We start from the raw sequence: 20,761 nt of genomic DNA, 5'->3' as shown, positions 1-20,761 counted from the left end.
AAGCAAAAACCGGCCAATCTGGAATATAATTCCATTTTGGTCGGATTTTTTCATTTTTTGAGCTTTTTTGTTCACTTTATCCTTTCTAACTACAAAGCCGAATCATAGAACTCTACAAACTTTTTCACAATAGACTCTTCCAATGAATGACTCCATTTCTCGAGGTTAAGATGTTCTAGGATATAGCTTGTTTTCGCTTCATCACGTAATGCTTCGCCTGTTTCATCATCATTAAACGAGTATGAATTGACGTAAGTGTTCATGCCGTCTAAAAACTCATTGATATAAGTCTCATCTCTGAATAGGTGATTATGACCTCGATCTTCATAAAGCTCAAATTGAAAACGATTATCTTTACTATACTGCTCATAAAACAGATTATATCCATAAGCCATCGGTACCACTTCATTATCTTGACTTTGCACAATCATAATCTTGGCATTCATATTGCTAAAACCTTCTAAAGCCGTCTTAGTGGCATAATCTCCAAATTTAATGCGTTCATATAGATTAACAAATGGCATCATCACTTCAATACCGTCGCCAGCTTCTTGCCGGCCAACCACTTCAAAATTATCCGAAGATTGATTAAATGCCGCTACCGTAATGACCGCTTGAACATCGGGTTGAAAATTTAAGACATTGCCCGCACTATAACCACCCCAACTGTGGCCAAATAGCATGAGTGGCAAGTCCTTCAACTGGTCTTGAGTTTTAACAAAACGAATCGCATAATCCAAGTCAATAGTTCCTTGTGGGAAACCACCTATACCTTCCCCTTCACTCTGATCAGTTCCAGTCGCATCACAAGTAAATACATAATAACCATTCGTCGCAAAATAATCGGCTAAATCCATGTAAGAATTATGTCCGCCGTCACCAAAGCCATGGGCTAAGACAATGACCCCTTTTTGATTCGTACCTTTTTGATATAAATACCCCATGAGTTTTTGTTCTTCATTAGAATCAAAAGGGATTTCCGTTCGTTGTAATCCGTCAAAATCCTCTACTGCTAACATTAAGGGCGCAAAACCTTCTTGTCGTCCTGGAATATTCTCCCGATAGATAAAGACTGAAAAAAATGCTAATGCCATTACTAATACCATCATCACTATAGCGAGTCCAATAAGTACCTTTTTCCAGATTGAGCCCTTTTTCAATGTTTTCGTTTTATCATGCATGTTCAAGACCTCTTCTCTTTTGACAAGCAACATCTTTCACGAAACAAACAACATATCTAGCGTCAAACATCATTTATAGAATTGTCAAACATATGTTACACATACTGAAACTTCTGATGCCCTAGACCTAGACCTAACGACTAACGATTCTTTCAGCGTGCTTGAACCGCCAAGTTAACGCCCATGCTGGGCGCACCTAGACAAAAAATCACCTGTAGAAACACGTTCTCCAGGTGATTATCTATATCTAAATGTCTAAGCTAATTGCAGGACCTGCTGGAATAATACCGTTCGGGTTGATTGTTGGGTGGCTTCCGTAGTAATGGTGTTGGATGTGATAGAAATCAACTGTGTCAGAAATACCTGGCATATTGTAGATTTCACGTGTATAACGCCATACATTTTCAAAATCAGTTAAATGTTTAATATTGCACTTGAAGTGACCATAGTAAACATGCTCGAAACGTATTAAAGTCGGGAATAAGCGAATATCAGAAGTAGTAAATTTGTCGCCTAGTAAGAACTTGTTATCAGCTAAAATGCTGTCTAATTTCTTTAGGGCATCGAATACATGACCAACTTCTTCTTCATAAACTGCTTGATCTGTCGCAAAACCAGCTTTATAAACACCGTTGTTGATGTTGGGATATACAAAGTCATCCATTTCTTTAATTTGGTCACGCAATTCTTCTGGATAGTAGTTGCCTTCTTTAGCACCAATTTCATCAAAGGCTGAGTTTAACATCAACATAATTTCAGATGATTCGTTGTTGACGATGGTATCTTTTTTCTTGTCATATAAAACAGGAACAGTTACTCGACCAGTGTACTCAGAGTCAACACAGGTATAGACTTGGTGTAAAAAATCAGCGTTCAAGATTGGATCAGGAATTACACCTTGGTCTGGTGCAAATGTCCAACCGTTTTCTAACATGATTGGGTTTACGATAGAGATTGAAATTATATCTTCTAAACCTTTTAATTTACGCATCATTAAAGTGCGACTAGCCCATGGACAAGCCAGTGAGACGTATAGATGGTAGCGTCCAGCTTCCGCTTTAAAGCCACCTTCACCAGTCGGACCTGGTGAACCATCTATTGTAATCCAATTTCTGAATTGTGAATCTTTACGTACAAAACGACCACCCGTTGATTTTGTATCATACCATTGGTCTTTCCAAACACCGTCTACTAATAATCCCATAATACATCTCCTTTTAGAAATAATACTCAGCTTCAAACTATATATTCCTATTGTAATATAATCACAGACACATCTCACGTATTAGGGTTTGGTTAGGCTAAAGACCGCATAACTCAAACACGAACTGTTGAATTAAATAACAATGTGGCTTTATAAATAATATAGAATCTGTACACAACTGATTGATTTTTCTATTTAGACTTATTACTTCATGATTAATCGAATCAATTCGATAATTTTTTCTACATACTTATTCTCTTCCATCATCTTTGTCCTAAGAGCAACACTGGGCCATAAAAAGAGATCAATAATTTTTCGATAATCATGCCATACACTCAATTCAATTGCATCCAAGGTATAACATTCAAACATTTTGTCTAAGATTGATTTACGGTAATTCGTCATTAATTCAAAAATCTCTTTACTTGAAAACTCCTCAAAGTGTTCCATCTTCAAATCGAAACGTGTTTCATTCAATATATTATTGATATTGACTTCAGTTCCTGCCATGTTAAAGTCAATTAATCCTACAAAACGACCTCGATCAACTAGAATATTAGATGCATTTAAATCTCCTTGTATCGAACATTTTCTGAGCTTAGAAAATACCGAATGAATTCGATCTCTACACAATCGATTTATCGAATCCAATTGTTTAACCAGTTCAAATTCATTAATGGTTCTAAGGGCACTAACAAGTAATTGAAAATTCTCTTCTTTCTCATCAATCCCTTCATTGAGTACAGGCAATTCGATAATAGACCACATACTATAACGACTCATTAAGTCTTTTTGATTATATTTCTGCATATAATCCGCTGTTGCGATTAATGCCTCGAGTTTTATCTTATCTGTAAATTCTCCATCTTTACAAACTGGATAAGGAGCATACTCTTCAACATAGGCAATCAAATTTTTCCCACTGTATTTAAATTCATATAAATATGTGCCATTAATTGATTTTCTATTTTTGGGAGCATAGATCCCACTGCTCCTATAATTTAGAATCACTTGATTTAATTCATTAAAGCTTGCTTCATTTATATTATTTTTTGAATTGATCTTAACAACCCAATCATTATCGATAAATATATTTAATCGAATATCATCAAGGGAGTGACTAGAATCTATAAATTGAAGCGTTGAATTATTATTGATATTGAAGTGATCACATATTCTGTTCAGAAGCTCGTGGTCTTCTTTAAGTTCATTAATTAAACGTTCCATTCTTTCACCTACCGATAAGATTAATCTAAAAATTTCCCTATTTATTGACCCGTTTCTCTAGACTCGTTCTTAACTTTGGGTATTAAATCCCAATTTCAATCGCTATTCACACTCATTATACTAAAAATCAGCTTCCTGAATATGACTCACACATTCAAAAAGCTGATATAACAACATTCTACTCTTTTATCTTTTGCATCAATACTATACACTCAACATGTGTCGTGGATAAGGCAAGTATATAAAATGATATGTGGAACATAGTGATTTGCTGTAAATGATTCGCTAACTACTTTAGTTTTTTATACAAAGTATAAATCGGATATTTTATTATTTTTTCTTTTATATCTCCGGAAATTAGGTCAAAATATTTGTCCGCTAAAGTAGTATTTCTTAGTAAAACTGATGAGGCAAACTTTTCATTATTTCTTGATATATAGCTTTCGATTACTTCAATAAGTATTTTATTTTCATTTGCACTTAATGAACCTAGACGATATTTTACTTGCAGAATATTTAATTGATCAACATATGAACTATCTTCTTGTTTTCTTGTTGAACATAACCAATTAGCAAAATTTAAACATGCTGATAAGCTTAATGATGCTTTATCCTCATTATCTAAATAATCACAATAATTTATCATTTTTAATAATAAAAGTTCAATACCATCAAATGGTTGCTGTATATATACTCTCTTATGAATTTCAAAAATATTTTCCACTTTAAAATTTTCTATATTCTAATTAAAAAAATCAGCTTTAATGACCTTTACATATAGCCATTAAAACTGATTCTGTTAAATTTCAGGTAATAATTTATTCATAAGCATTGAAATAATGGCACTAATCGCAATCGGCGAATCCAATAAATATTGAATCATTGTAGGTGCTGATTGTTTAACTTCGACTGGTAAAAAAATCAATCCCATTGCCACAATAATTGGTAAACCGACAATATAGGTTTGTCTTTCGTCAAAAGGTTCTTCCTTAATCACTTTAAATCCAGCTAATAAAATAATCATTGTCACGACCGAAAAAATACCGCCAATAACAGAAGAAGGAATCGAATTAATTAAGGCAGAGAATTTTCCCAAAAATGATAAAATAATAAACCAAATTGATGCGCCAACGAATACCCGTTTACTTGCTACCCCTGTTACTGAGATAATCCCCGCATTCGTTGAGTAACCTGTCACAGGTGTCGCACCGACTAAGGCCGCAATCATACAGCCAATCCCTTCACCTATAATCCCCATATTTAATTGATGATCAGTGATTGTTTCATCGATAACACTACTTACCGCATACCAAGTTCCTGTTGTTTCGGCGGTTAATACTAAATAAATGATTAACATCGTAAGAATAGAAGATAAATCAAAACCTAATGGGTAATCCACAAATGCAACCATCGGTCTCGTAAACCAACCGGCACTCGTAACACTATCAAAATTATACCCTCCCATTAAAGCGGCTACTACTGTTCCAATCGCAATCGCTAAAATTACCGATCCAATACGTAGTAAGTTACCGGTTTTAGGAGCATAATAACCTATCATTGAAAAAACAATCAATAAACTACCAGAAATAACAGCTAATAAAATATTTTGATGCATACTTAAAACGTCACTTTGTACATAAATATTAGAGTTGAAAGCAGCTGGTAACAAAGATAAACCAACAATCATAATAATTGTTCCTGAAACAATACGCGGAATATATTCAGCAATCACTTTTTTTATGATTCCGGTAACACCCAAAATTGCCAAGATTAAGCCTCCCACTAGACTGGCACCAAAAACATTGTTGAAGTTACCATTCCCAAAATAAAGACCAATGATTGCCCCAACTGGCACAAAAGAAGGCCCCTGACACACTGGTAATTTTAAGAAAAACAATACTTGGATTAAAGAAGCAATCCCAGCACCTAAAAAACATGATTGAATTAAAGCTGTTGCTTGATCAGCGGATGCACTTACCGCTGTTGCTATAATAAATGGTACAACATAGACATCCATTGCTAAAACATGTTGTAAACCTAAAAATAATGATTGTTTAATTGAAATCGGTTCATTTGGCCCAATTGTTAATTTTTGTGCTGTTTCCATTAATAGTCATTCTCCTATCCTCTACTATGTACAAGTTTGCTTTGGACATAGACTTCTTTAATATTTTCAGAATTGGCTAAATATAAAATGCGGTGTAATAATTGTTCTGGCTCATTAAAAACACCGAAATCTGGTAATGGGTGCGTTATGGCTTGTAAATCGATAACTTGGAAGTCACAGGCCATACCGGGTTCAAAGGCTCCAATAGGTAAGTCTAACGCTCGTCCACCCGCTTTAGTCGCTAAATAAAAAGCTTCAGTCATCGTAATACGGCTATCTTTTTTGCCTCTTGTTTCAATCGGCAATTGTACATCCACTCCATCTTCTAACATTCTAGAAGACATGACCGCTTGTTTTAAATTGTCATATAAACTAGGTGAAAATCCACCGGAAATATCACTACCTAAACCTATTTCAACCCCTTTTTGATGGAATCTTTTAACCGGTAATACTCCATTAGCAAAATAAGCATTAGAAATCGGGCAATGAGCAATGGCCGTTTGGGTTTCATGAAAAATTTGACAATCATGATCACTTAGATAAGGTGCATGAGCCATGACTGACTTCTTCCCTAAGAGGTTAAAATCTCTTAACGCTTCAGTGTCTGATTTTCCATATCGTTCAAACACAGTATCATGCTCCCATTGACCTTCACTACAATGCGATTGCACATGAACATCATATTTCTGTGCTAATTCGCCCAAGCCCTTTAATGCCTCATCAGTACAGCTAGGTATGAAACGAGGTGTCACGACTGGATATACTCCTTGATATGTACATTCATTTAGTGCTTGCACCTGTTGAATAAACAGCTCTGTTTCAGCTAAAGCTACTTCCGTCGTTTCGTCACGATAGTAATCCGGACATGAGTCTTTTTTATCCATCACTACTTTACCAACTAATCCTCTTTGTCCTAATTCCGCACAAATTTCCGCTAATTTATAGGATGCTTCACGGTGAATAGTCGCAAAGTATAACGCAGTGGTGGTGCCATGTGCTAATAAATTACGAACTAAATCCTGATAAACTAGAGTGGCAAAGTTTAAATCTTGATATTTACCTTCAAGTGGAAAAGTACATTCATCCAACCAGACATTTAAAGGCTCGTCTAAGGCAATACCAGCTTGTGGCCATTGTGGTGCATGAATATGTAAATCGATAAACCCTGGTAACAATATATGCTGAGAATCAAACTCTACCAACAAGTCATCTTCTTGTGCTATGGACAAAATGTGTTGATATTGCGTCTTATCTTTTTCAGGGTCGTAAATAGACTCAATGTAGCCTTCGTCATTGACGACTATTAATTGATTTTCCCCATAAATTAGCTTTCCAAATTCAGGGGTACTAAATAAATTCCCTTTAAAAATTTTCATTTCTCTACTCCTTTTTTTACGAACTACATACGTAATTTTAGTTGTAACATTTCGTTTTTAAAAGCTTTTATAGGTATATTACTTTTTTCTTTTTATAATCGTTCGTGTTTTATTTACATTCAAAATGTCCTATCAATTCCTTATGATATCATAACAATTAGAAATAACTTGAAATATTTTTGATACTAAAAATAACTTAGTAACCTTCAATCACAAAAGTCTTGATAATACATTTCATGTTTCCTAAATACAAACAAAAAAACCTAAGTTAGATATTGCTAACTCAAGTCTATATAAGAAAAATAAGACACCCAACTAATATAAGATATTACTTACTAATATCATCACGATTAAAGCAACTAAATGATAGCCCCCTACAATAAATACTTGATGGATAAAACCAGCCTTAATAGTGGTGCCTAAGTTATTATACGTAATATTCACATCTGAATGTGGCATTGAAGTCGTAACAGCAGCCGCTACAACAGCAATTCAGTGTACTAATTCTGGATTTAAACCATTCGCAATATAATCTCAGGCAATACTATTCATGACAATCCCCAATGAATCTGAAGCCGAATCGGTTACCGCACTTAATAATGCCGCTGCCACCGATGGTCCAATTAAGGGACTTCCAGGTATACTAGTAATCGCATGTTGAATAATCATAAAAGCAAGTGAAGCGGTCAAGACCGATCCAAAAGCAACGGATGATGAAGTCGCAAACGCTGACCCAATAGAACCATTGGCTCCCGCATTTAATAATGGCATTTGTTCTTTAATATAGGGTCTAAAAATAATCGACAACATCACAATTGCCACTGTTAAGGCAATTAAAATAAGATGGTCCACTTTCGAAAATAATATAATGATAATAATTAAGGTCACTAAGGGTAAAACCGATAATAAAATCGACGGTAATTTCGTTTCATCAATTTGAACTTCTTGCTTACTAGTTAATTCGTCGGCTTGGCGTTCGGCTTCGCCCGCTGAATAGCTATAAAAACCTTCCCTTTGGCTTTAGACGCTTTTAATTGAAGATATAAGTATAAAACGCCGTAAGCTAGGGCTGCAGCTGTCCCAATTAAAGATAAAAGAGGTGCTGCCGTTAAAGTCGTGCCAATAACAGAAGTCGCACCGAATTTTGCACTGAGGGCGCTCCCGGTAACATCGACATCGTGACGGTCGCCATCCCTCAATCATATTAGATGAAATAGCGTATAGGGCAGCACGATATTTCTTATCAGAATTGAATATTAGCCCCATAATACTTTTCTAACTTTCATCAACAGAAATTAATTTGGAATCAATCTCCATAATATCTCCTCGCTTTTTTCAATTTAATTGTACAATGAATTGCTATTCTATTCAGCTCTGCAAACTGATTTTATTCTATAGAAAATTTTTTGCTTACGATGAATTGCAATAATTATTGAAATTCATCGTTTTAAAGAGTAAAAATGTATATACTTTACTTCAATAGGTCTAGGTGGATCTCATCTATTTGATTCTGAGTATTTTAAATTATCATTATTCATTTTATTATTTAATACATGTGAATTTTCTTCACATCAAGCTTTGTGAAAGAAAAGAACACAATATAATTTGTTAATCTTGTAAGATAAAATCATGGAGGGGAAAAATGTTTGCATCAAAAATTAAAGAGCTTAGAAAAAATCAGAATTTAACACAACAGGACTTAGCTGATATTTTAAAAGTTTCAAGGAGTTCTATTTCGAAATGGGAAACCAAAGCATCTTACCCAGATATAACAACCTTGGTTCAAATTTCTGATCACTTTTCAGTTTCTCTTGACTATCTATTGAAAGGAGATGTAGAAATGACAGGTCAATTGGACAAGGAAGTAAATAGGGGCCGATTTATCTTAAAATGGTATATTGAGCTGCCTTTATTTATCATCTCATTTTTTGGAATAACTTTAATTCTCAACAATTTGTTAGGGATAAAATTCAATATAGTCACTGAGTTGATTACAGCCATCGTATTTTACTGTGTATACAAATATTTAGATAGGAAGCAAAAAGATAAACTAAAATAATTAATAGAGTGACATCGATTATTTGTCGAATCATCTTACTCACAACCTTTTTCTAATATTTATGGACGCTTATAGGCCTTCTGAACCTTAGCAACATCTTCTAAATTTATCCACTCTTCAGTAAAGCCGCATGTTGCACATACATAGCGATTCACCCGGACAGCAGATAGTGTGGTCAACCCTATCATAATATTATTACCCACACCATAGGCGACAGAACCTGGAACATAAATCAAATCGGATTCCCCGCATTTTGGACATTTACCTGTATTTTTCATAGTTGATCCCCCCTTTAATAATTACATCACTGGATTAATATAGCCCAATTCCATGGCCTTATTATAGGCTTCGATTAAGTTACTGGCATCCAACTTACTATAAATATTCGTTAAATGATTATATAAAGTTCGTTCGCTAATATACAATTCTTTGGCTAGCTCTTTCATGCTTTGACTCTGGACGAGCTTTTGCAATAATTCAATCTCTCGAGGTGTTAGACGATCAAGAATTTTCTCTGGTCGATATGTACTCATTCCAAGTTTAGCTGCTTTAAGTCGTTTAACTAATTCATCAATTTCAACGGATTTATTGATAAAATCCTTAACACCGAGTTCATAATCTGCATACTCTTTTTAAAGCTGATAGTTTTTAAAAACTTTCAACTCAATTCGTCGTATCATTTCTCTAGCTCCATTTCGCGCATTAGATCCGTACGTCACTACGTTTCTGCGGCTAAAGCATTCGACAGCTATCGCACAGTTCTCGGTAATTACTTACTGCGTCACTTCGTTCCTTGTAAGCAATACTACCCGTCTCAACATGTAATTTCTGGCTTATTGGTCATAAGAAACTAAGCCTAAAAAGATTACTGTATCAATAATTTGAAATAGTCACATTATTTTTCAATTCCAATCAAATAATAATTATGCTATTTTATCTCTCTAGTCTTTTAGCCATTATGATTTCATTCCACTCTTCTTGCTTTCCAGTCTCAATATATCCTTCAGATTCTAATAGATGCTTCATAGCCACATTATTCATCACATAATCCGATACAATCTTTTCGTATCCCTCAAGGCTACGGACATAATCTTCAATGCTTCTTAGAGCTTTTCTTCCATATCCTTTGGACTGGAATTGATCTCCTATAACAATTCTCCAAATATAAACAGTCTTTTCTTCGATTTCAGTAATTAGAGACAAAAAGCCGACAACCTTGCCCTGTTCTTCTAAAGCGAATAAGAGCACAGTATCATCATCTCGGTAGTAATAACTCTCCGCTAAGGAAAACTGTGGATCTCTTACAAAAGTTTCTTGATTATTTTTAAGTTTCAAGGCCATTACATCATAAATATTTTTATCTGTAATTTGAGCTAATTTCATTTATTCCTCCCAATAAGAATAATTAATAAATAAGTTCTATTTTCACTACACTATAATAAACGATTAATTAATAACCTCTATAAAATAATTTCATCTTTAATCTTAGCGATTTCAGCTGATACTTTCCCTGCATCTTGTAAAATGCCGTATTCGAACATTTCAATAAAACTGTTAAGTCTTTTCTCCCAGTCTTGCATGGTAAGTGGGATATGCCTTAATGTCATAGTCTCAGCAAAATCCAAGTACGCCGTTACCATACGATTTAGTTGTTTTATTTCATTTTGACTTAAGTAGTTTTTGGCAATCGTTACATCACTTTTCTTAATCTTTCCGTCAAGCGCATCCGATCAAGTCCGTTAATTCATATGCTTTCTGGAGTGATTTGCTCTTTCTACAATCAATTCAGCTGCTGTGTGCCCATGAACTGCGTAATGCATTTTTTTGAACGGAAGCGTAAAATCGTCGTGTTGTCGCGGAATTTCTGTCGTAATCAATGGCTGTAGCATACAAATCAGTTATTTTTTGATAAAACTTTCTTTCGCTTGCGCGAATTTCCCGAATACGTTCTAACTGCTCATCGAAATATTTATCTATCAGAAAGGTGCCGCGTTTCAGTCGTTCATCATCCATGACTCACCCTCTGATCGTATAATCCTTTGTAATTTGATTCACCCATTTACGAAATTGGACTGCGCGTTCTGAATTAACCTTGAAACCTACAGCAATTATCATTTGAAGATTATAGTGCAAGGTGTTACGAGCTACCTGACGAGAGCCTTCTGTTTGAACTATCCGGAATTTCCGGATAGTTGATTCTTAAGGATGCTCTGCTCCTATCGTCGCAGACCGACTTCGCGTCTAAACTTAGTCTTCGCTTGCGCTCGACTTCGTTAAGACAGCGCATGCCTCCACATGTGTCGTGGATAAGGAATGGATTGATTTTGGTATGGTGGATAGGGAGTGTGGTTGGCGAGATTATTATTTACCTTCATTCTTGACCTCTTGCTCCAGTGCTTTAATTGTCTGCAAGTAATCCTCTTCCACTGGTGACAAAGTATTCTTTTGATACTCACGATACTCTTTCTTCGCTTTATCCATGGCCTGTCGGTGACTGATCTTGCCTGCGGATTGCAGGACAGGTCGGCCAGTCACACTGAGGACACGATCCAAATGGTCAACGTAATCACTCATATGCATGGGATTATGTTGTATAGCTTGAACCTCAGCAAAATCAAAGTACCCAGAAACTAAGTTGTTCAAAATTTTTAATTCATCTTCCTTTAAGTAGTTCTTAGCCACTTGAATATCTTTCAGAGTCGGGATGGCACCTAAAAAGGTAGTCAATCCCATAAAAGGTTGGCTTGCATCCGCTCTTTGGTAAATCACTTCAGCTGCTGTATGTCCATGAGCTGCATAATGTAATTTATTCTGAACCATCTTGAAGAAAGCGATGGATTCTTGGCTCTTTGGATCATAATCAACACTGGTTGCATATAAATCTAGGACTTGTCGGTACATGACTTTTTCTGATGAGCGAATATCGCGGATACGATCCAATAATTCTTTCCAATAATTGCCACCTGCTTGCCCTTTTAGTCGTTCGTCATCCATGGTAAAACCTTTAATGATATATTCTTTTAGACGGTCAGTGGCCCAACGACGAAAGTGCGTAGCGACTTTAGATTGGATGCGGTAGCCAAGGGAGATAATCATATCCAGATTATAATGTTTAATGTTACGAGCAACATCTCGACTTCCTTCTCGACGAACTATTCGGAATTCCCGAACAGTTGAATTTTCTTCAAGTTCTCCTTCATCGAAGATGTTTTTTATATGTTCATTAACATTAGCTTTACTAGACTGAAATAATTCTACGAGTTGTGCTTGTGTCAACCAAACTGTTTCATCTTCAAGTTTAACGTTTAATTTACTAGTTCCATCTTCACTTTGGTAGATGATGATTTCCCCGTTGCTATCCTGATTTTTCATTCATATTCGCCTCCTCATTATGCAATTTCAAACGAATCGCTCACATTTATTAATGATTTAAACCGCGTTAAATCAATAATCTCATTTAATTTCGCACTATTCACTCACGACGACTACTTTCTAGATCGTTAGGTCAAAAAGCGATTTTCAATCCTTTAAAATATCTTTTTCTAAAGGATATATATTTAAAAAGGACTTATAATACCAATAATTTAAATTAAATAACATTTCTATTTTAGTTAAATATTCTTTTTTAATCACTTATCTAACCCCTTCCCATTGCTACACAAGATGGTTTTTTACCACTGCTATCTTTTTATTTCTATTTAATTCCCTTATAACTTGCTATATATATATTAACTTAAAAGTAAAAGCTCCACTTAAGGTTAGGAAAAATACTTGTCTAACATTAACTCTTAACTATATATGCTTTTTCAAAAAATCAATTTTCTTAAAATCTTTGTTGTTATTATTGTCATTTCTATAAGAATCCTTTGAAGAAGCTTGATAGATTTTTAAAAACTGCCTTAGGTTGGGGAGACGAAACGTTATACCATCTACTTGAATAATGTCTAGGTCTGATACTCTTATTCCAGCAAAGTCGTATAGGAAATCAATGCTGCCATACTCTACACTAAGGCCATTTTTTTGAAATTCATGTTCATGAAGGTCTATTAATTCATAGCCTAGGTCCTCCATGATAATGTACTGCTTTGGCATTTTATTGCTTTTGTTTCATATTATTGTGCTAAAAATCTAAACACTCCTTGTCAGCAATACTACCGTCTCCACATGCACTGTCTGCGGGAATAAATCGACGGGTTGGACGTACTTCAATTGGTAGCCTGCTTCGCATAGTAGCTTGACGTCACGCGCTTGGGTAGCTGGGTTACAACTAACGTAGACGATACGGTCCGGTGAGAGTTCGATCATTGTCTGAATAAAGTCTGCATCCAGTCCTTTACGCGGTGGGTCCACAACCATCACATCAAAATGAAGACCTTCGTCTTGCCACTGGCGAATCCAATGATCGGCACTTCCTGCTTCAAACGTCGCATTGGATAATTGATTCAGCTGGGCATTCTCCCGGGCCATTTCAATGGCTTCAGGAACAATCTCCATCCCATAGACTTGTTTGGCATGGCGGGCTAGAGCTAGCGTAATGGTTCCGATTCCGCAATAGGCGTCGAGAACGGTCTCTGTACCTGTCAGTTGTGCCGCGTCAATCGCCTCCTGATACAGTCGCTCAGCCTGCAAAGTATTCACTTGATAAAATGAACGGGCGGAAATCTTAAAGGTCAAGTCTAACATCTGGTCGGTATAGTACGGTTGACCCCATAGCAGATGAGTTTCGTCGCCCATAATTGCATTGGTACGTTGAGATTGAATGTTTTGCACCACTGAGACGACTTGTGCCAGCTGTTCGGTAATTTTCGCTACCAATTCATCTTTTTGAGGTAATTCTCGCGTATTGGTTAAAATTACAACCATCATCTCTTCTGTATAGTGACCACGCTTAACGATTAAATGACGGACAACCCCGGTGTGCTGTGTCTCGTTATAAGGAGCAATCTTTAGCTCACGTAAAATATTGCGGAGCTTCACAATGGTCTGATCGATCTCAGGGTGTTGAATATAATAATGTTCAACCGGAATCAAATCATGGCTATTACGGCGGAAGAAGCCAGTCTCTAGTTGCCCATCGATCTCTCGCACCGGAATTTGTGCTTTGTTGCGGTACTCCCAAGGGGTGTCCATTCCTAATACGGGACGGACCTCTGCATCCGGTTGCCCGCCAATGCGTTGGAAGACATCTTTGACTAATTTGCGCTTATAATTAAGTTGCCCTGGATAACTTAAATGTTGCAGCGTCATCGTTCCGACTAAATGCCCACTCGGGTCTTTAATCGGAACACGTTCGGGACTAGGTTGTAGGATTTCTAATAATTTCCCGAAGCCAAATTTCTTGCCGACTTTAATGACTTTGAAACGAATTTCTTCTTCGGGTAAAGCTTCTGGAACAAAGATTGGATAATGATTGATCTTAACGACCCCTTCTCCTTGAGAAGTTAGGTCGGCAACCGTGCCGGTTAGAATTTGATTTTTATGTAAAGGTTGTGTCATGGTAGTCTCTCTTTCTATTAACAAGATGCTGAATATTAGCTTTATTATACCATGTTCCATCGGATAAATATGCTCAGATCGCCATGCGGTCTCGCGTACACAAGATAAATAGACCTAACATACAAGATGCTAGGTCTCGATTAAATTATTCGACTTGCCAAAACTTCAAGCGCTCGACAAATTCAATGGCACGAATCTCATCCAATGGGATGCACTGTTGATCAATCACCACTTGATGATCAAAATACCCTTGAATGCGTCCTTCTAGTTCACGATAAATTCCATTTAAATCGACTTGATTCAACGCTAACCAAACACGGTAGCCTTCATGGTACGCGCAGTGGAGTCGCGCTTGGATCTCCTCTGGCTCCATTTGAATGGGAGCGACATACTCTCGAGTATGCTCTGCAATCAATTGGTCCAGCACTTCACGATGCTCGGACAAAATCAATCCTTGCCATTTCATCATGCCACGGTCTCGGTATACTTGTTCATCCATCGCTTGCATCTCCTTTGTTCCATTATACGAACAAATGTTCTTGTTTGCAAGGGGATGATTTTTTGATTCGACTAATTTTTCAAAATTTGCGCTGCCATATCCACCATCTGCACCGCAAGTTGATAGTATTCTCCTAATAGATTATAAGTCAAATCTTCAGATAAGACGCCATGCGGTTCATCGGCTGGAAAGTCCGCTGATTCCGAAAAATCGAGGTCGTCAAGGTAGTCTTGGCTCCCATAATATTGGCTGAGTTGTTGATACTCCGGTATTTGTGCTTCTAATTTTTCAATCACGGGAGCGAGCTCGTCCATAAAGGCTTGTTGGCGGCTTAGTATCGCTTCCATTTTACGGATGCGTTCGAGAGCTTCATTATTCATTCCATCGTCTCCTTTTTCAATCGGTTGCGTTAATTTGTTCAGTCCATTGATTCGATAGGGTCAGCTAGATGAACGGAATATATTCTCCGTATCCTTCCGCTTCCATCTCTTCGACGGGGATAAAGCGTAACGCTGCCCCATTAATACAGTAGCGCAAGCCACCTTGTTCTACAGGGCCATCGGTAAAGACGTGCCCTAAGTGAGAGTCACCTTGTTGCGAGCGAACTTCAACTCGGCGCATACCGTGTGAAGAATCATCAAGATAATTCACACTCGGTGTAACGATCGGCTTCGTAAAGGACGGCCAACCACAACCAGCATCGTATTTATCGCGTGAACTAAATAGCGGTTCGCCGGTTACGATATCGACATAAATCCCTGCATCATTATTTTGATCATATGGGTGACTGTGAGGGCGCTCGGTACCAGATTGTTGCGTCACACGATAAGCTTCAGGTGATAAGTTGGCCTGCAGTTCTTCGTCTGATGGTTTCGGATAGTCGCCTGATTTTGCGAGAGGTTGACGCGCTAAGGCCAAGTTAATATGGCAGTAGCCATTCGGATTTTTCGTTAAATAATCTTGATGATAGTCTTCAGCATCTACCCAATTGGCTAGCAGCTCATTCTCAACGGCAATCGGCTGATCGTATTGGCGTTGGAGTTGATCGAGTGAACGTTGAACACGTTGGACAGTTGCTTCATCGGTTGAATAAACCCCAGTTCGATACTGGCGTCCACGGTCATTGCCTTGTTGGTTCACACTGGTCGGATCAATAATACGGTATAGATGCAACAGTAGCTCTTCTAGTGAAATCACGTTCGCATCGTAAGTTAGCTTAAGTGCTTCAACGTGGTCCGTTTCTTTCAATTGTTGGTAGGTGGTCGTCTCAGTCTGGCCATTCGCATAACCCACCTCCGTCTCTAAGACACCTGGTAACTGCTGATAGTAGCCTTCTACACCCCAAAAGCAGCCCCCTGCTAGATAAATCGTTTCAATCTTTTGTCGGTTCATTGTTTTCCCTCCTCTTACCTTAATCATATCACAATTGGGAAATGGCGTATCGGTGGACGCTCAAAAAGATGGGTGTGGAAATGTGGTGTGCGAGAGCTGGAGCGGAGATTAGGACAACCGGAGTGCGATTCTCGTATTCCCCGGCGAAGTTTGGGAGAACCAAGATGCGATTCTCCTATTCTCGGACAAAGATTTGTAGAACCAAGACATCGTTCTACTAATTTTCAACGAAGTTTGGGAGAACCGATAAACCATTCTACCAATTCCCAGCAAAGTTTGGGAGAACCGAAACACCGTTCTACCAATTCCCAGCAAAGTTTAAGAGAACCGAGACGCCATTCTCATATTCACCGGCGAAGCTTGAGAGAACCGGGACACTATTCTCGTATTTACCTCCCTAGCAAACCCAGCCGGCTCTCTATATACCTCCCAATATTTTCCCTCAAAAAAAAGAGTCAAGCGCACAACGGCTTGACTCCCTCTAAAAATCTATCTAAAACCACACGACCCCGACTATTGGAACTGCGCTTGATACAAATTAGCGTAGAAGCCGCCTTGTGCCATCAGTTCGTCGTGGTTACCGTGTTCTACGACATCACCTTGATCCATCACAATAATCGTATCGGCGTCGCGAATCGTTGAAAGACGGTGTGCGATGACAAAGCTCGTACGTCCTTCTAAGATATTACGCATCGCATGTTGGATCATGACTTCCGTTCGTGTATCCACACTGGATGTCGCTTCATCCAATATAATCACGTCCGGATCGCGCAAAAATGCACGCGCAATCGTAATCAGTTGACGCTGACCGTTAGAAATATTGGTCGCTTCTTCAGAGAGAACAGTCTGATAACCGTCCGGCAAGGTTTGGACAAAATCATCGACGTGCGCTGATTTCGCTGCTTGCAAGATTTCTTCATCGCTGCGACCTTCTGAACCGTAGCGGATATTATCCCAGATCGTTCCGCTAAATAACCATGGATCTTGCGGTACGATTGAGAAATGTTCACGCAACTTGTTGCGCGAAAGATTGCGGATATCTGTTCCTTGGAAGTAAATCGCCCCATCATTAACGTCATAGTAACGTTCTAGCAAGTTAATCAAGGTTGATTTCCCAGCACCGGTCGGTCCGACAATCGCCACCATCGAACCCGGTTCAACTTCTAGACTGAAATCTTTTAAGATAACTTTATCCGGTAGATAGCCGAAACGTACATGGTCGAACTTCACAATCGCATCCGTTACTTCATCGTCACGGCCTTCAGGATTAGCCACTTCTGGGTGATCCAAAATCTCGAAGACACGATCAAGAGAAGCCACAGTCATCTGAATGGTATTAGCCAATTGCGCTAACATATGGAATGGATTACTGAACATATTAACGTATTGCAAGAAGGCTTGGACCGTCCCAATCGTCTCAAGTCCAGCGATAATTCGCATTCCACCGACAAAAGCAACCGTAATATAAGCCGTATCCTTGGCGGTTAAAACAAGTGGATTCATCAGCCCTGAATAAAATTCAGCACGCCACGATGATTCGTTCAATCGTTGGCTGTGCTCTTCGAAAGCTGCGATCTCATGCGCTTCTTGATGATAGACACGCACGATTTCTTGTCCGGCATAACGTTCTTCCGCATAGTCATTTACTCGTCCTAAATCGCGCTGACGCTTGCCAAATTGTCGTTGCGCGCGCGGTGCAATAACTGCAATAATAATTAGAATCACGGGGGCCATCGCCACTACAATTAGCGCTAACGGTCCACTGAGCGTTAACATCGAAATGGACACAGCGGTTAATTGTGCCAAGCTCATCGAAATCTGGTTAATCGATTGGCCGAGTGCGTTAGAAACTTGGTCAATATCGTTAATCGTCCGTGAGAGGATGTCCCCTTTACTATTTTGATCGAAAAACTCAATTGGCAAGCGACTCATCTTCGCTTTCACTTCATAACGCAACTTATAGACTGTATTTTGTGCGACTTGGGTTGTTGCATAGTGCATAAAATAACGTGAGACCGACATCAATGCATAAGTCCCCGCAAGCACCAAACTCGCATGGAGCACCGCCTCAAAATCAATCGGAAACTGTCCATCCGTCATCCCTTGCTTAACACCGTCGAAGATAATATTGGTAATATTCCCCATCATCCTCGGCATACGGGATTGGAAGAAAGCCCATAGACCCGCTATTGAAATGGTCAGCAATAATAGCCAGGCTCGTTTCCCCATAAAGCGAATCAGCTTTCTCAGTGTTTTAAATAAATCGGTTGGTTTTACTTTGTTCTGCATTAGATATCCTCTCCTCTCATTTGAGAATCAATAATATCTTGATACACTTCATTCGTTACTTTAAGCTCCTCATGCGTACCTTGACCTACAACGCGTCCGTTGTCTAACACTAAAATCGTATCGGCGTCGATTACCGTATTGACTCGTTGAGCAATAATAATGGTAATCGCTTCTCGCGTAATCGGACGTAAAGCTTGACGGAGCTTCGCATCCGTCTTAAAGTCCAGTGCTGAGAACGAGTCATCGAAAACATAAATATCGGGTTGGCTCACAATTGCACGCGCAATACTGAGTCGTTGCTTTTGACCTCCTGAGAAGTTAACCCCACCTTGTTCCACTCGTGAATCTAATCCGTGTGGTAAGTCTCGGACAAAGTCAGCTTGTGCAATCTCAAGTGCATCACATAGCTCTCGGTCGGTTGCATTTGGCTTTCCATAAAGCAAGTTCGAACGAATGGTTCCAGCGAAGAGAACCGCTTTCTGTGATGCATAGCCGATTCGGCTGCGTAGTTCACGTTGGGTGATATCGCGAATATCGACCCCACTCAGTAATATTTGACCGGAAGTCGCATCGTGTAATCGAATTAGTAAATTCACAATGGTCGATTTACCCGATCCAGTCCCACCAATAATTGCGACGGTATCGCCTGGATGAGCTTCAAAATTAATATCGATCAGCGTATCGCGCTCAGATCCTTCGAAGCCAAAGTCGACATCTTGATACTGCAAGCTCAGTGGACGTCCTGAAAGCGATACAGGTTCGATCGGATCTTGAATGGAAGATTCTGTCTCAATCACTTGATTAATACGTTCTGCCGCAACTTGTGCCCGCGGTAAGAAGAAGAGTAACATTGAGAACTGCAGTACGCTGAAGAGTAATTGAACGGAATATTGTACGAACGCAATTAAGCTTCCCACTTGCATATGTCCTGCAGCAATATAGCGTGACCCATTCGTGAAAATCAAAGTATTCGAAATCCCGATAATAGCAATCATCACTGGGAACATAAAGTTAATAATATTGAAAGCGCGAATCGCATTGTCACGATAGGTTACATTCGCTTCGTCAAAGCGCTTTTCTTCGAATTCTTGCGTATTAAACGCACGAATGACCCGAATACCAGTTAATCCTTCACGGAATACTTTATTCAATTGGTCAATTAATCGTTGCATCTTGCGGAAGATTGGATTGGCATTACGGAAAATAAAATACAAGCCAATAATAATTAATGGTAAGGTAATCGCAAAAATCCACGCCAACTGCGGTTCTTGTCGATACGCAAAGACGGCAGAGACAATCATGATAATCGGGCTAATCACTGCCAGACGAAGTGAAATCATCGTCATAAATTGAATTTGCATAATATCATTGGTCGTACGCGTAAGTAGCGTAGAAGTACCGAACTCCGAGATATTATCTCGCGAGAAAGACATTACTTGCTTAAAAATTCCCATGCGAAGCTGATGTCCTAAATTTTGTGACTCTCGCGCTGATAAATAAGTACTAATGATTGCTAAGATCAATGCCACCACGTTGGCACTCATCATAAAGAATCCAATTCGTTGGACCATCGCTTGATCTTGGTTCAGTGAGCTGACGTTCAGAATCTCAGCGGCTAAAGTTGGAAACAGCAAGAACATTAACGCTTCAAATAATATTAATGCCAAGATAATCGCGACGCGCTTGCCATTCATCTTGCGCCATATTTTTAACATTGAATCAATCCTTTCTATATGTAATATTTTTTGTCAATTAAGCTATTTTAGATGTTTTGTAATGGAATGTCAAAGAAGAAGCTTGATGCACTAATCCACTAAAAAAAGACCTCTCCAAAAAAGAAAAGTGATGTGAACCCCAAAAGTTGGAGTTTTATTTAAGCGGCTAATTGAGCGGTATGTTTTCGGTATTCAACTGGACACATACCGTTCAAT

Annotated in this window: 20 protein-coding genes and 2 pseudogenes; 1 reads left to right on the top strand and 21 read right to left on the bottom strand. The window is 38.4% G+C overall.

What is annotated here, in order from left to right:
* Window positions 1–89: 89 nt before the first annotated feature.
* The 9 genes from CYJ57_RS05660 to CYJ57_RS05625 form a co-directional block, all read right to left on the bottom strand.
* A complete protein-coding gene (locus tag CYJ57_RS05660) occupies window positions 90–1,181 on the bottom strand; it encodes an alpha/beta hydrolase (RefSeq protein WP_101954424.1) in 1,092 nt (363 codons plus the stop codon).
* 247 nt (window positions 1,182–1,428) lie between these two features.
* Window positions 1,429–2,385: a glutathione S-transferase family protein gene (locus tag CYJ57_RS05655; RefSeq protein ID WP_101954423.1), complete on the bottom strand. Its 957-nt coding sequence runs from the start codon at window positions 2,383–2,385 to the stop codon at window positions 1,429–1,431.
* 204 nt (window positions 2,386–2,589) lie between these two features.
* Window positions 2,590–3,612 carry a phosphotransferase gene (locus CYJ57_RS05650; protein ID WP_101954422.1) on the bottom strand — a complete coding sequence of 341 codons (1,023 nt, stop codon included), beginning with the start codon at window positions 3,610–3,612 and terminating at the stop codon, window positions 2,590–2,592.
* Between the two features lie 289 nt (window positions 3,613–3,901).
* Window positions 3,902–4,336, bottom strand: a complete 435-nt coding sequence (locus tag CYJ57_RS05645; protein WP_101954420.1) for a hypothetical protein — start codon at window positions 4,334–4,336, stop codon at window positions 3,902–3,904.
* Window positions 4,337–4,411: 75 nt separating this feature from the next.
* Entirely contained in the window at window positions 4,412–5,719 is a 1,308-nt protein-coding gene (locus tag CYJ57_RS05640; protein WP_101954419.1) for a uracil-xanthine permease family protein, read from the bottom strand.
* A 14-nt stretch (window positions 5,720–5,733) separates the two neighbouring features.
* Window positions 5,734–7,095, bottom strand: coding sequence for a guanine deaminase (gene guaD, locus CYJ57_RS05635; RefSeq protein ID WP_101954418.1), 1,362 nt, complete (start codon window positions 7,093–7,095; stop codon window positions 5,734–5,736).
* 315 nt (window positions 7,096–7,410) lie between these two features.
* Window positions 7,411–7,554, bottom strand: a complete 144-nt coding sequence (locus tag CYJ57_RS07835; protein WP_180764408.1) for a hypothetical protein — start codon at window positions 7,552–7,554, stop codon at window positions 7,411–7,413.
* Window positions 7,555–7,629: 75 nt separating this feature from the next.
* Window positions 7,630–7,983, bottom strand: coding sequence for a hypothetical protein (locus CYJ57_RS05630; protein ID WP_101954417.1), 354 nt, complete (start codon window positions 7,981–7,983; stop codon window positions 7,630–7,632).
* A 68-nt stretch (window positions 7,984–8,051) separates the two neighbouring features.
* Entirely contained in the window at window positions 8,052–8,294 is a 243-nt protein-coding gene (locus CYJ57_RS05625) for a hypothetical protein (protein WP_180764407.1), read from the bottom strand.
* A gap of 443 nt (window positions 8,295–8,737) precedes the next feature.
* On the opposite strand from CYJ57_RS05625, the gene CYJ57_RS05620 reads away from it, so the two are divergent.
* The gene (locus tag CYJ57_RS05620; RefSeq protein WP_006701849.1) at window positions 8,738–9,154 is read left to right on the top strand and encodes a helix-turn-helix domain-containing protein; all 417 of its coding nucleotides are present in this window, start codon (window positions 8,738–8,740) and stop codon (window positions 9,152–9,154) included.
* A gap of 59 nt (window positions 9,155–9,213) precedes the next feature.
* Here the strand turns inward: CYJ57_RS05620 and CYJ57_RS05615 are convergent, their stop codons facing one another.
* The 12 genes and pseudogenes from CYJ57_RS05615 to CYJ57_RS05550 all read right to left on the bottom strand — a co-directional run bounded on the left by CYJ57_RS05615 (window position 9,214) and on the right by CYJ57_RS05550 (window position 20,545).
* Window positions 9,214–9,432, bottom strand: coding sequence for a hypothetical protein (locus tag CYJ57_RS05615; protein WP_101954415.1), 219 nt, complete (start codon window positions 9,430–9,432; stop codon window positions 9,214–9,216).
* Between the two features lie 21 nt (window positions 9,433–9,453).
* Entirely contained in the window at window positions 9,454–9,687 is a 234-nt protein-coding gene (locus CYJ57_RS05610) for a response regulator transcription factor (protein ID WP_101954414.1), read from the bottom strand.
* A gap of 400 nt (window positions 9,688–10,087) precedes the next feature.
* Entirely contained in the window at window positions 10,088–10,537 is a 450-nt protein-coding gene (locus CYJ57_RS05605; protein WP_101954413.1) for a GNAT family N-acetyltransferase, read from the bottom strand.
* 77 nt (window positions 10,538–10,614) lie between these two features.
* A pseudogene (gene rhuM / locus CYJ57_RS07895) lies at window positions 10,615–11,329 on the bottom strand (RhuM family protein).
* Between the two features lie 186 nt (window positions 11,330–11,515).
* On the bottom strand, window positions 11,516–12,526 hold the full coding sequence (locus CYJ57_RS05585) for a virulence RhuM family protein (RefSeq protein WP_101954408.1): 1,011 nt from the start codon (window positions 12,524–12,526) through the stop codon (window positions 11,516–11,518).
* Between the two features lie 420 nt (window positions 12,527–12,946).
* Window positions 12,947–13,228, bottom strand: a pseudogene (locus CYJ57_RS05580) (phosphoribosylanthranilate isomerase); the annotation flags it as partial.
* A gap of 54 nt (window positions 13,229–13,282) precedes the next feature.
* Window positions 13,283–14,650: a 23S rRNA (uracil(1939)-C(5))-methyltransferase RlmD gene (rlmD, locus tag CYJ57_RS05575; RefSeq protein ID WP_101954405.1), complete on the bottom strand. Its 1,368-nt coding sequence runs from the start codon at window positions 14,648–14,650 to the stop codon at window positions 13,283–13,285.
* A 145-nt stretch (window positions 14,651–14,795) separates the two neighbouring features.
* Window positions 14,796–15,149, bottom strand: a complete 354-nt coding sequence (locus CYJ57_RS05570; RefSeq protein ID WP_101954404.1) for a hypothetical protein — start codon at window positions 15,147–15,149, stop codon at window positions 14,796–14,798.
* Window positions 15,150–15,220: 71 nt separating this feature from the next.
* A complete protein-coding gene (locus CYJ57_RS05565) occupies window positions 15,221–15,529 on the bottom strand; it encodes a DUF4298 domain-containing protein (protein ID WP_101954403.1) in 309 nt (102 codons plus the stop codon).
* A gap of 64 nt (window positions 15,530–15,593) precedes the next feature.
* Window positions 15,594–16,541: a peptide-methionine (R)-S-oxide reductase MsrB gene (gene msrB / locus CYJ57_RS05560; protein ID WP_101954401.1), complete on the bottom strand. Its 948-nt coding sequence runs from the start codon at window positions 16,539–16,541 to the stop codon at window positions 15,594–15,596.
* Window positions 16,542–17,054: 513 nt separating this feature from the next.
* A complete protein-coding gene (locus tag CYJ57_RS05555) occupies window positions 17,055–18,830 on the bottom strand; it encodes an ABC transporter ATP-binding protein (RefSeq protein ID WP_101954400.1) in 1,776 nt (591 codons plus the stop codon).
* Window positions 18,830–20,545, bottom strand: a complete 1,716-nt coding sequence (locus tag CYJ57_RS05550) for an ABC transporter ATP-binding protein (RefSeq protein ID WP_101954398.1) — start codon at window positions 20,543–20,545, stop codon at window positions 18,830–18,832. The genes CYJ57_RS05555 and CYJ57_RS05550 overlap by 1 nt, the downstream gene beginning before the upstream one ends.
* Between the last annotated feature and the right edge of the window lie 216 nt (window positions 20,546–20,761).

It is taken from the genome of Falseniella ignava, assembly GCF_002847645.1.
GTDB lineage: Bacteria > Bacillota > Bacilli > Lactobacillales > Aerococcaceae > Falseniella > Falseniella ignava.
The sequence above is the reverse complement of the archived record's forward strand: the minus strand, read 5'-3'. Positions and strand labels throughout refer to the sequence as shown.

Excerpts from the sequence above, each read along its gene's own strand:
- CYJ57_RS05660 (WP_101954424.1), bottom strand. The coding sequence starts at position 1,181 with ATGCATGATAAAACGAAAACATTGAAAAAGGGCTCAATCTGGAAAAAG.
- CYJ57_RS05655 (WP_101954423.1), bottom strand. The coding sequence starts at position 2,385 with ATGGGATTATTAGTAGACGGTGTTTGGAAAGACCAATGGTATGATACA.
- CYJ57_RS05650 (WP_101954422.1), bottom strand. The coding sequence starts at position 3,612 with ATGGAACGTTTAATTAATGAACTTAAAGAAGACCACGAGCTTCTGAAC.
- CYJ57_RS05640 (WP_101954419.1), bottom strand. The coding sequence starts at position 5,719 with ATGGAAACAGCACAAAAATTAACAATTGGGCCAAATGAACCGATTTCA.
- guaD (WP_101954418.1), bottom strand. The coding sequence starts at position 7,095 with ATGAAAATTTTTAAAGGGAATTTATTTAGTACCCCTGAATTTGGAAAG.
- CYJ57_RS07835 (WP_180764408.1), bottom strand. The coding sequence starts at position 7,554 with ATGCCACATTCAGATGTGAATATTACGTATAATAACTTAGGCACCACT.
- CYJ57_RS05620 (WP_006701849.1), top strand. The coding sequence starts at position 8,738 with ATGTTTGCATCAAAAATTAAAGAGCTTAGAAAAAATCAGAATTTAACA.
- CYJ57_RS05615 (WP_101954415.1), bottom strand. The coding sequence starts at position 9,432 with ATGAAAAATACAGGTAAATGTCCAAAATGCGGGGAATCCGATTTGATT.
- CYJ57_RS05610 (WP_101954414.1), bottom strand. The coding sequence starts at position 9,687 with ATGAGTACATATCGACCAGAGAAAATTCTTGATCGTCTAACACCTCGA.
- CYJ57_RS05605 (WP_101954413.1), bottom strand. The coding sequence starts at position 10,537 with ATGAAATTAGCTCAAATTACAGATAAAAATATTTATGATGTAATGGCC.
- CYJ57_RS05585 (WP_101954408.1), bottom strand. The coding sequence starts at position 12,526 with ATGAAAAATCAGGATAGCAACGGGGAAATCATCATCTACCAAAGTGAA.
- rlmD (WP_101954405.1), bottom strand. The coding sequence starts at position 14,650 with ATGACACAACCTTTACATAAAAATCAAATTCTAACCGGCACGGTTGCC.
- CYJ57_RS05570 (WP_101954404.1), bottom strand. The coding sequence starts at position 15,149 with ATGGATGAACAAGTATACCGAGACCGTGGCATGATGAAATGGCAAGGA.
- CYJ57_RS05565 (WP_101954403.1), bottom strand. The coding sequence starts at position 15,529 with ATGAATAATGAAGCTCTCGAACGCATCCGTAAAATGGAAGCGATACTA.
- msrB (WP_101954401.1), bottom strand. The coding sequence starts at position 16,541 with ATGAACCGACAAAAGATTGAAACGATTTATCTAGCAGGGGGCTGCTTT.
- CYJ57_RS05555 (WP_101954400.1), bottom strand. The coding sequence starts at position 18,830 with ATGCAGAACAAAGTAAAACCAACCGATTTATTTAAAACACTGAGAAAG.
- CYJ57_RS05550 (WP_101954398.1), bottom strand. The coding sequence starts at position 20,545 with ATGTTAAAAATATGGCGCAAGATGAATGGCAAGCGCGTCGCGATTATC.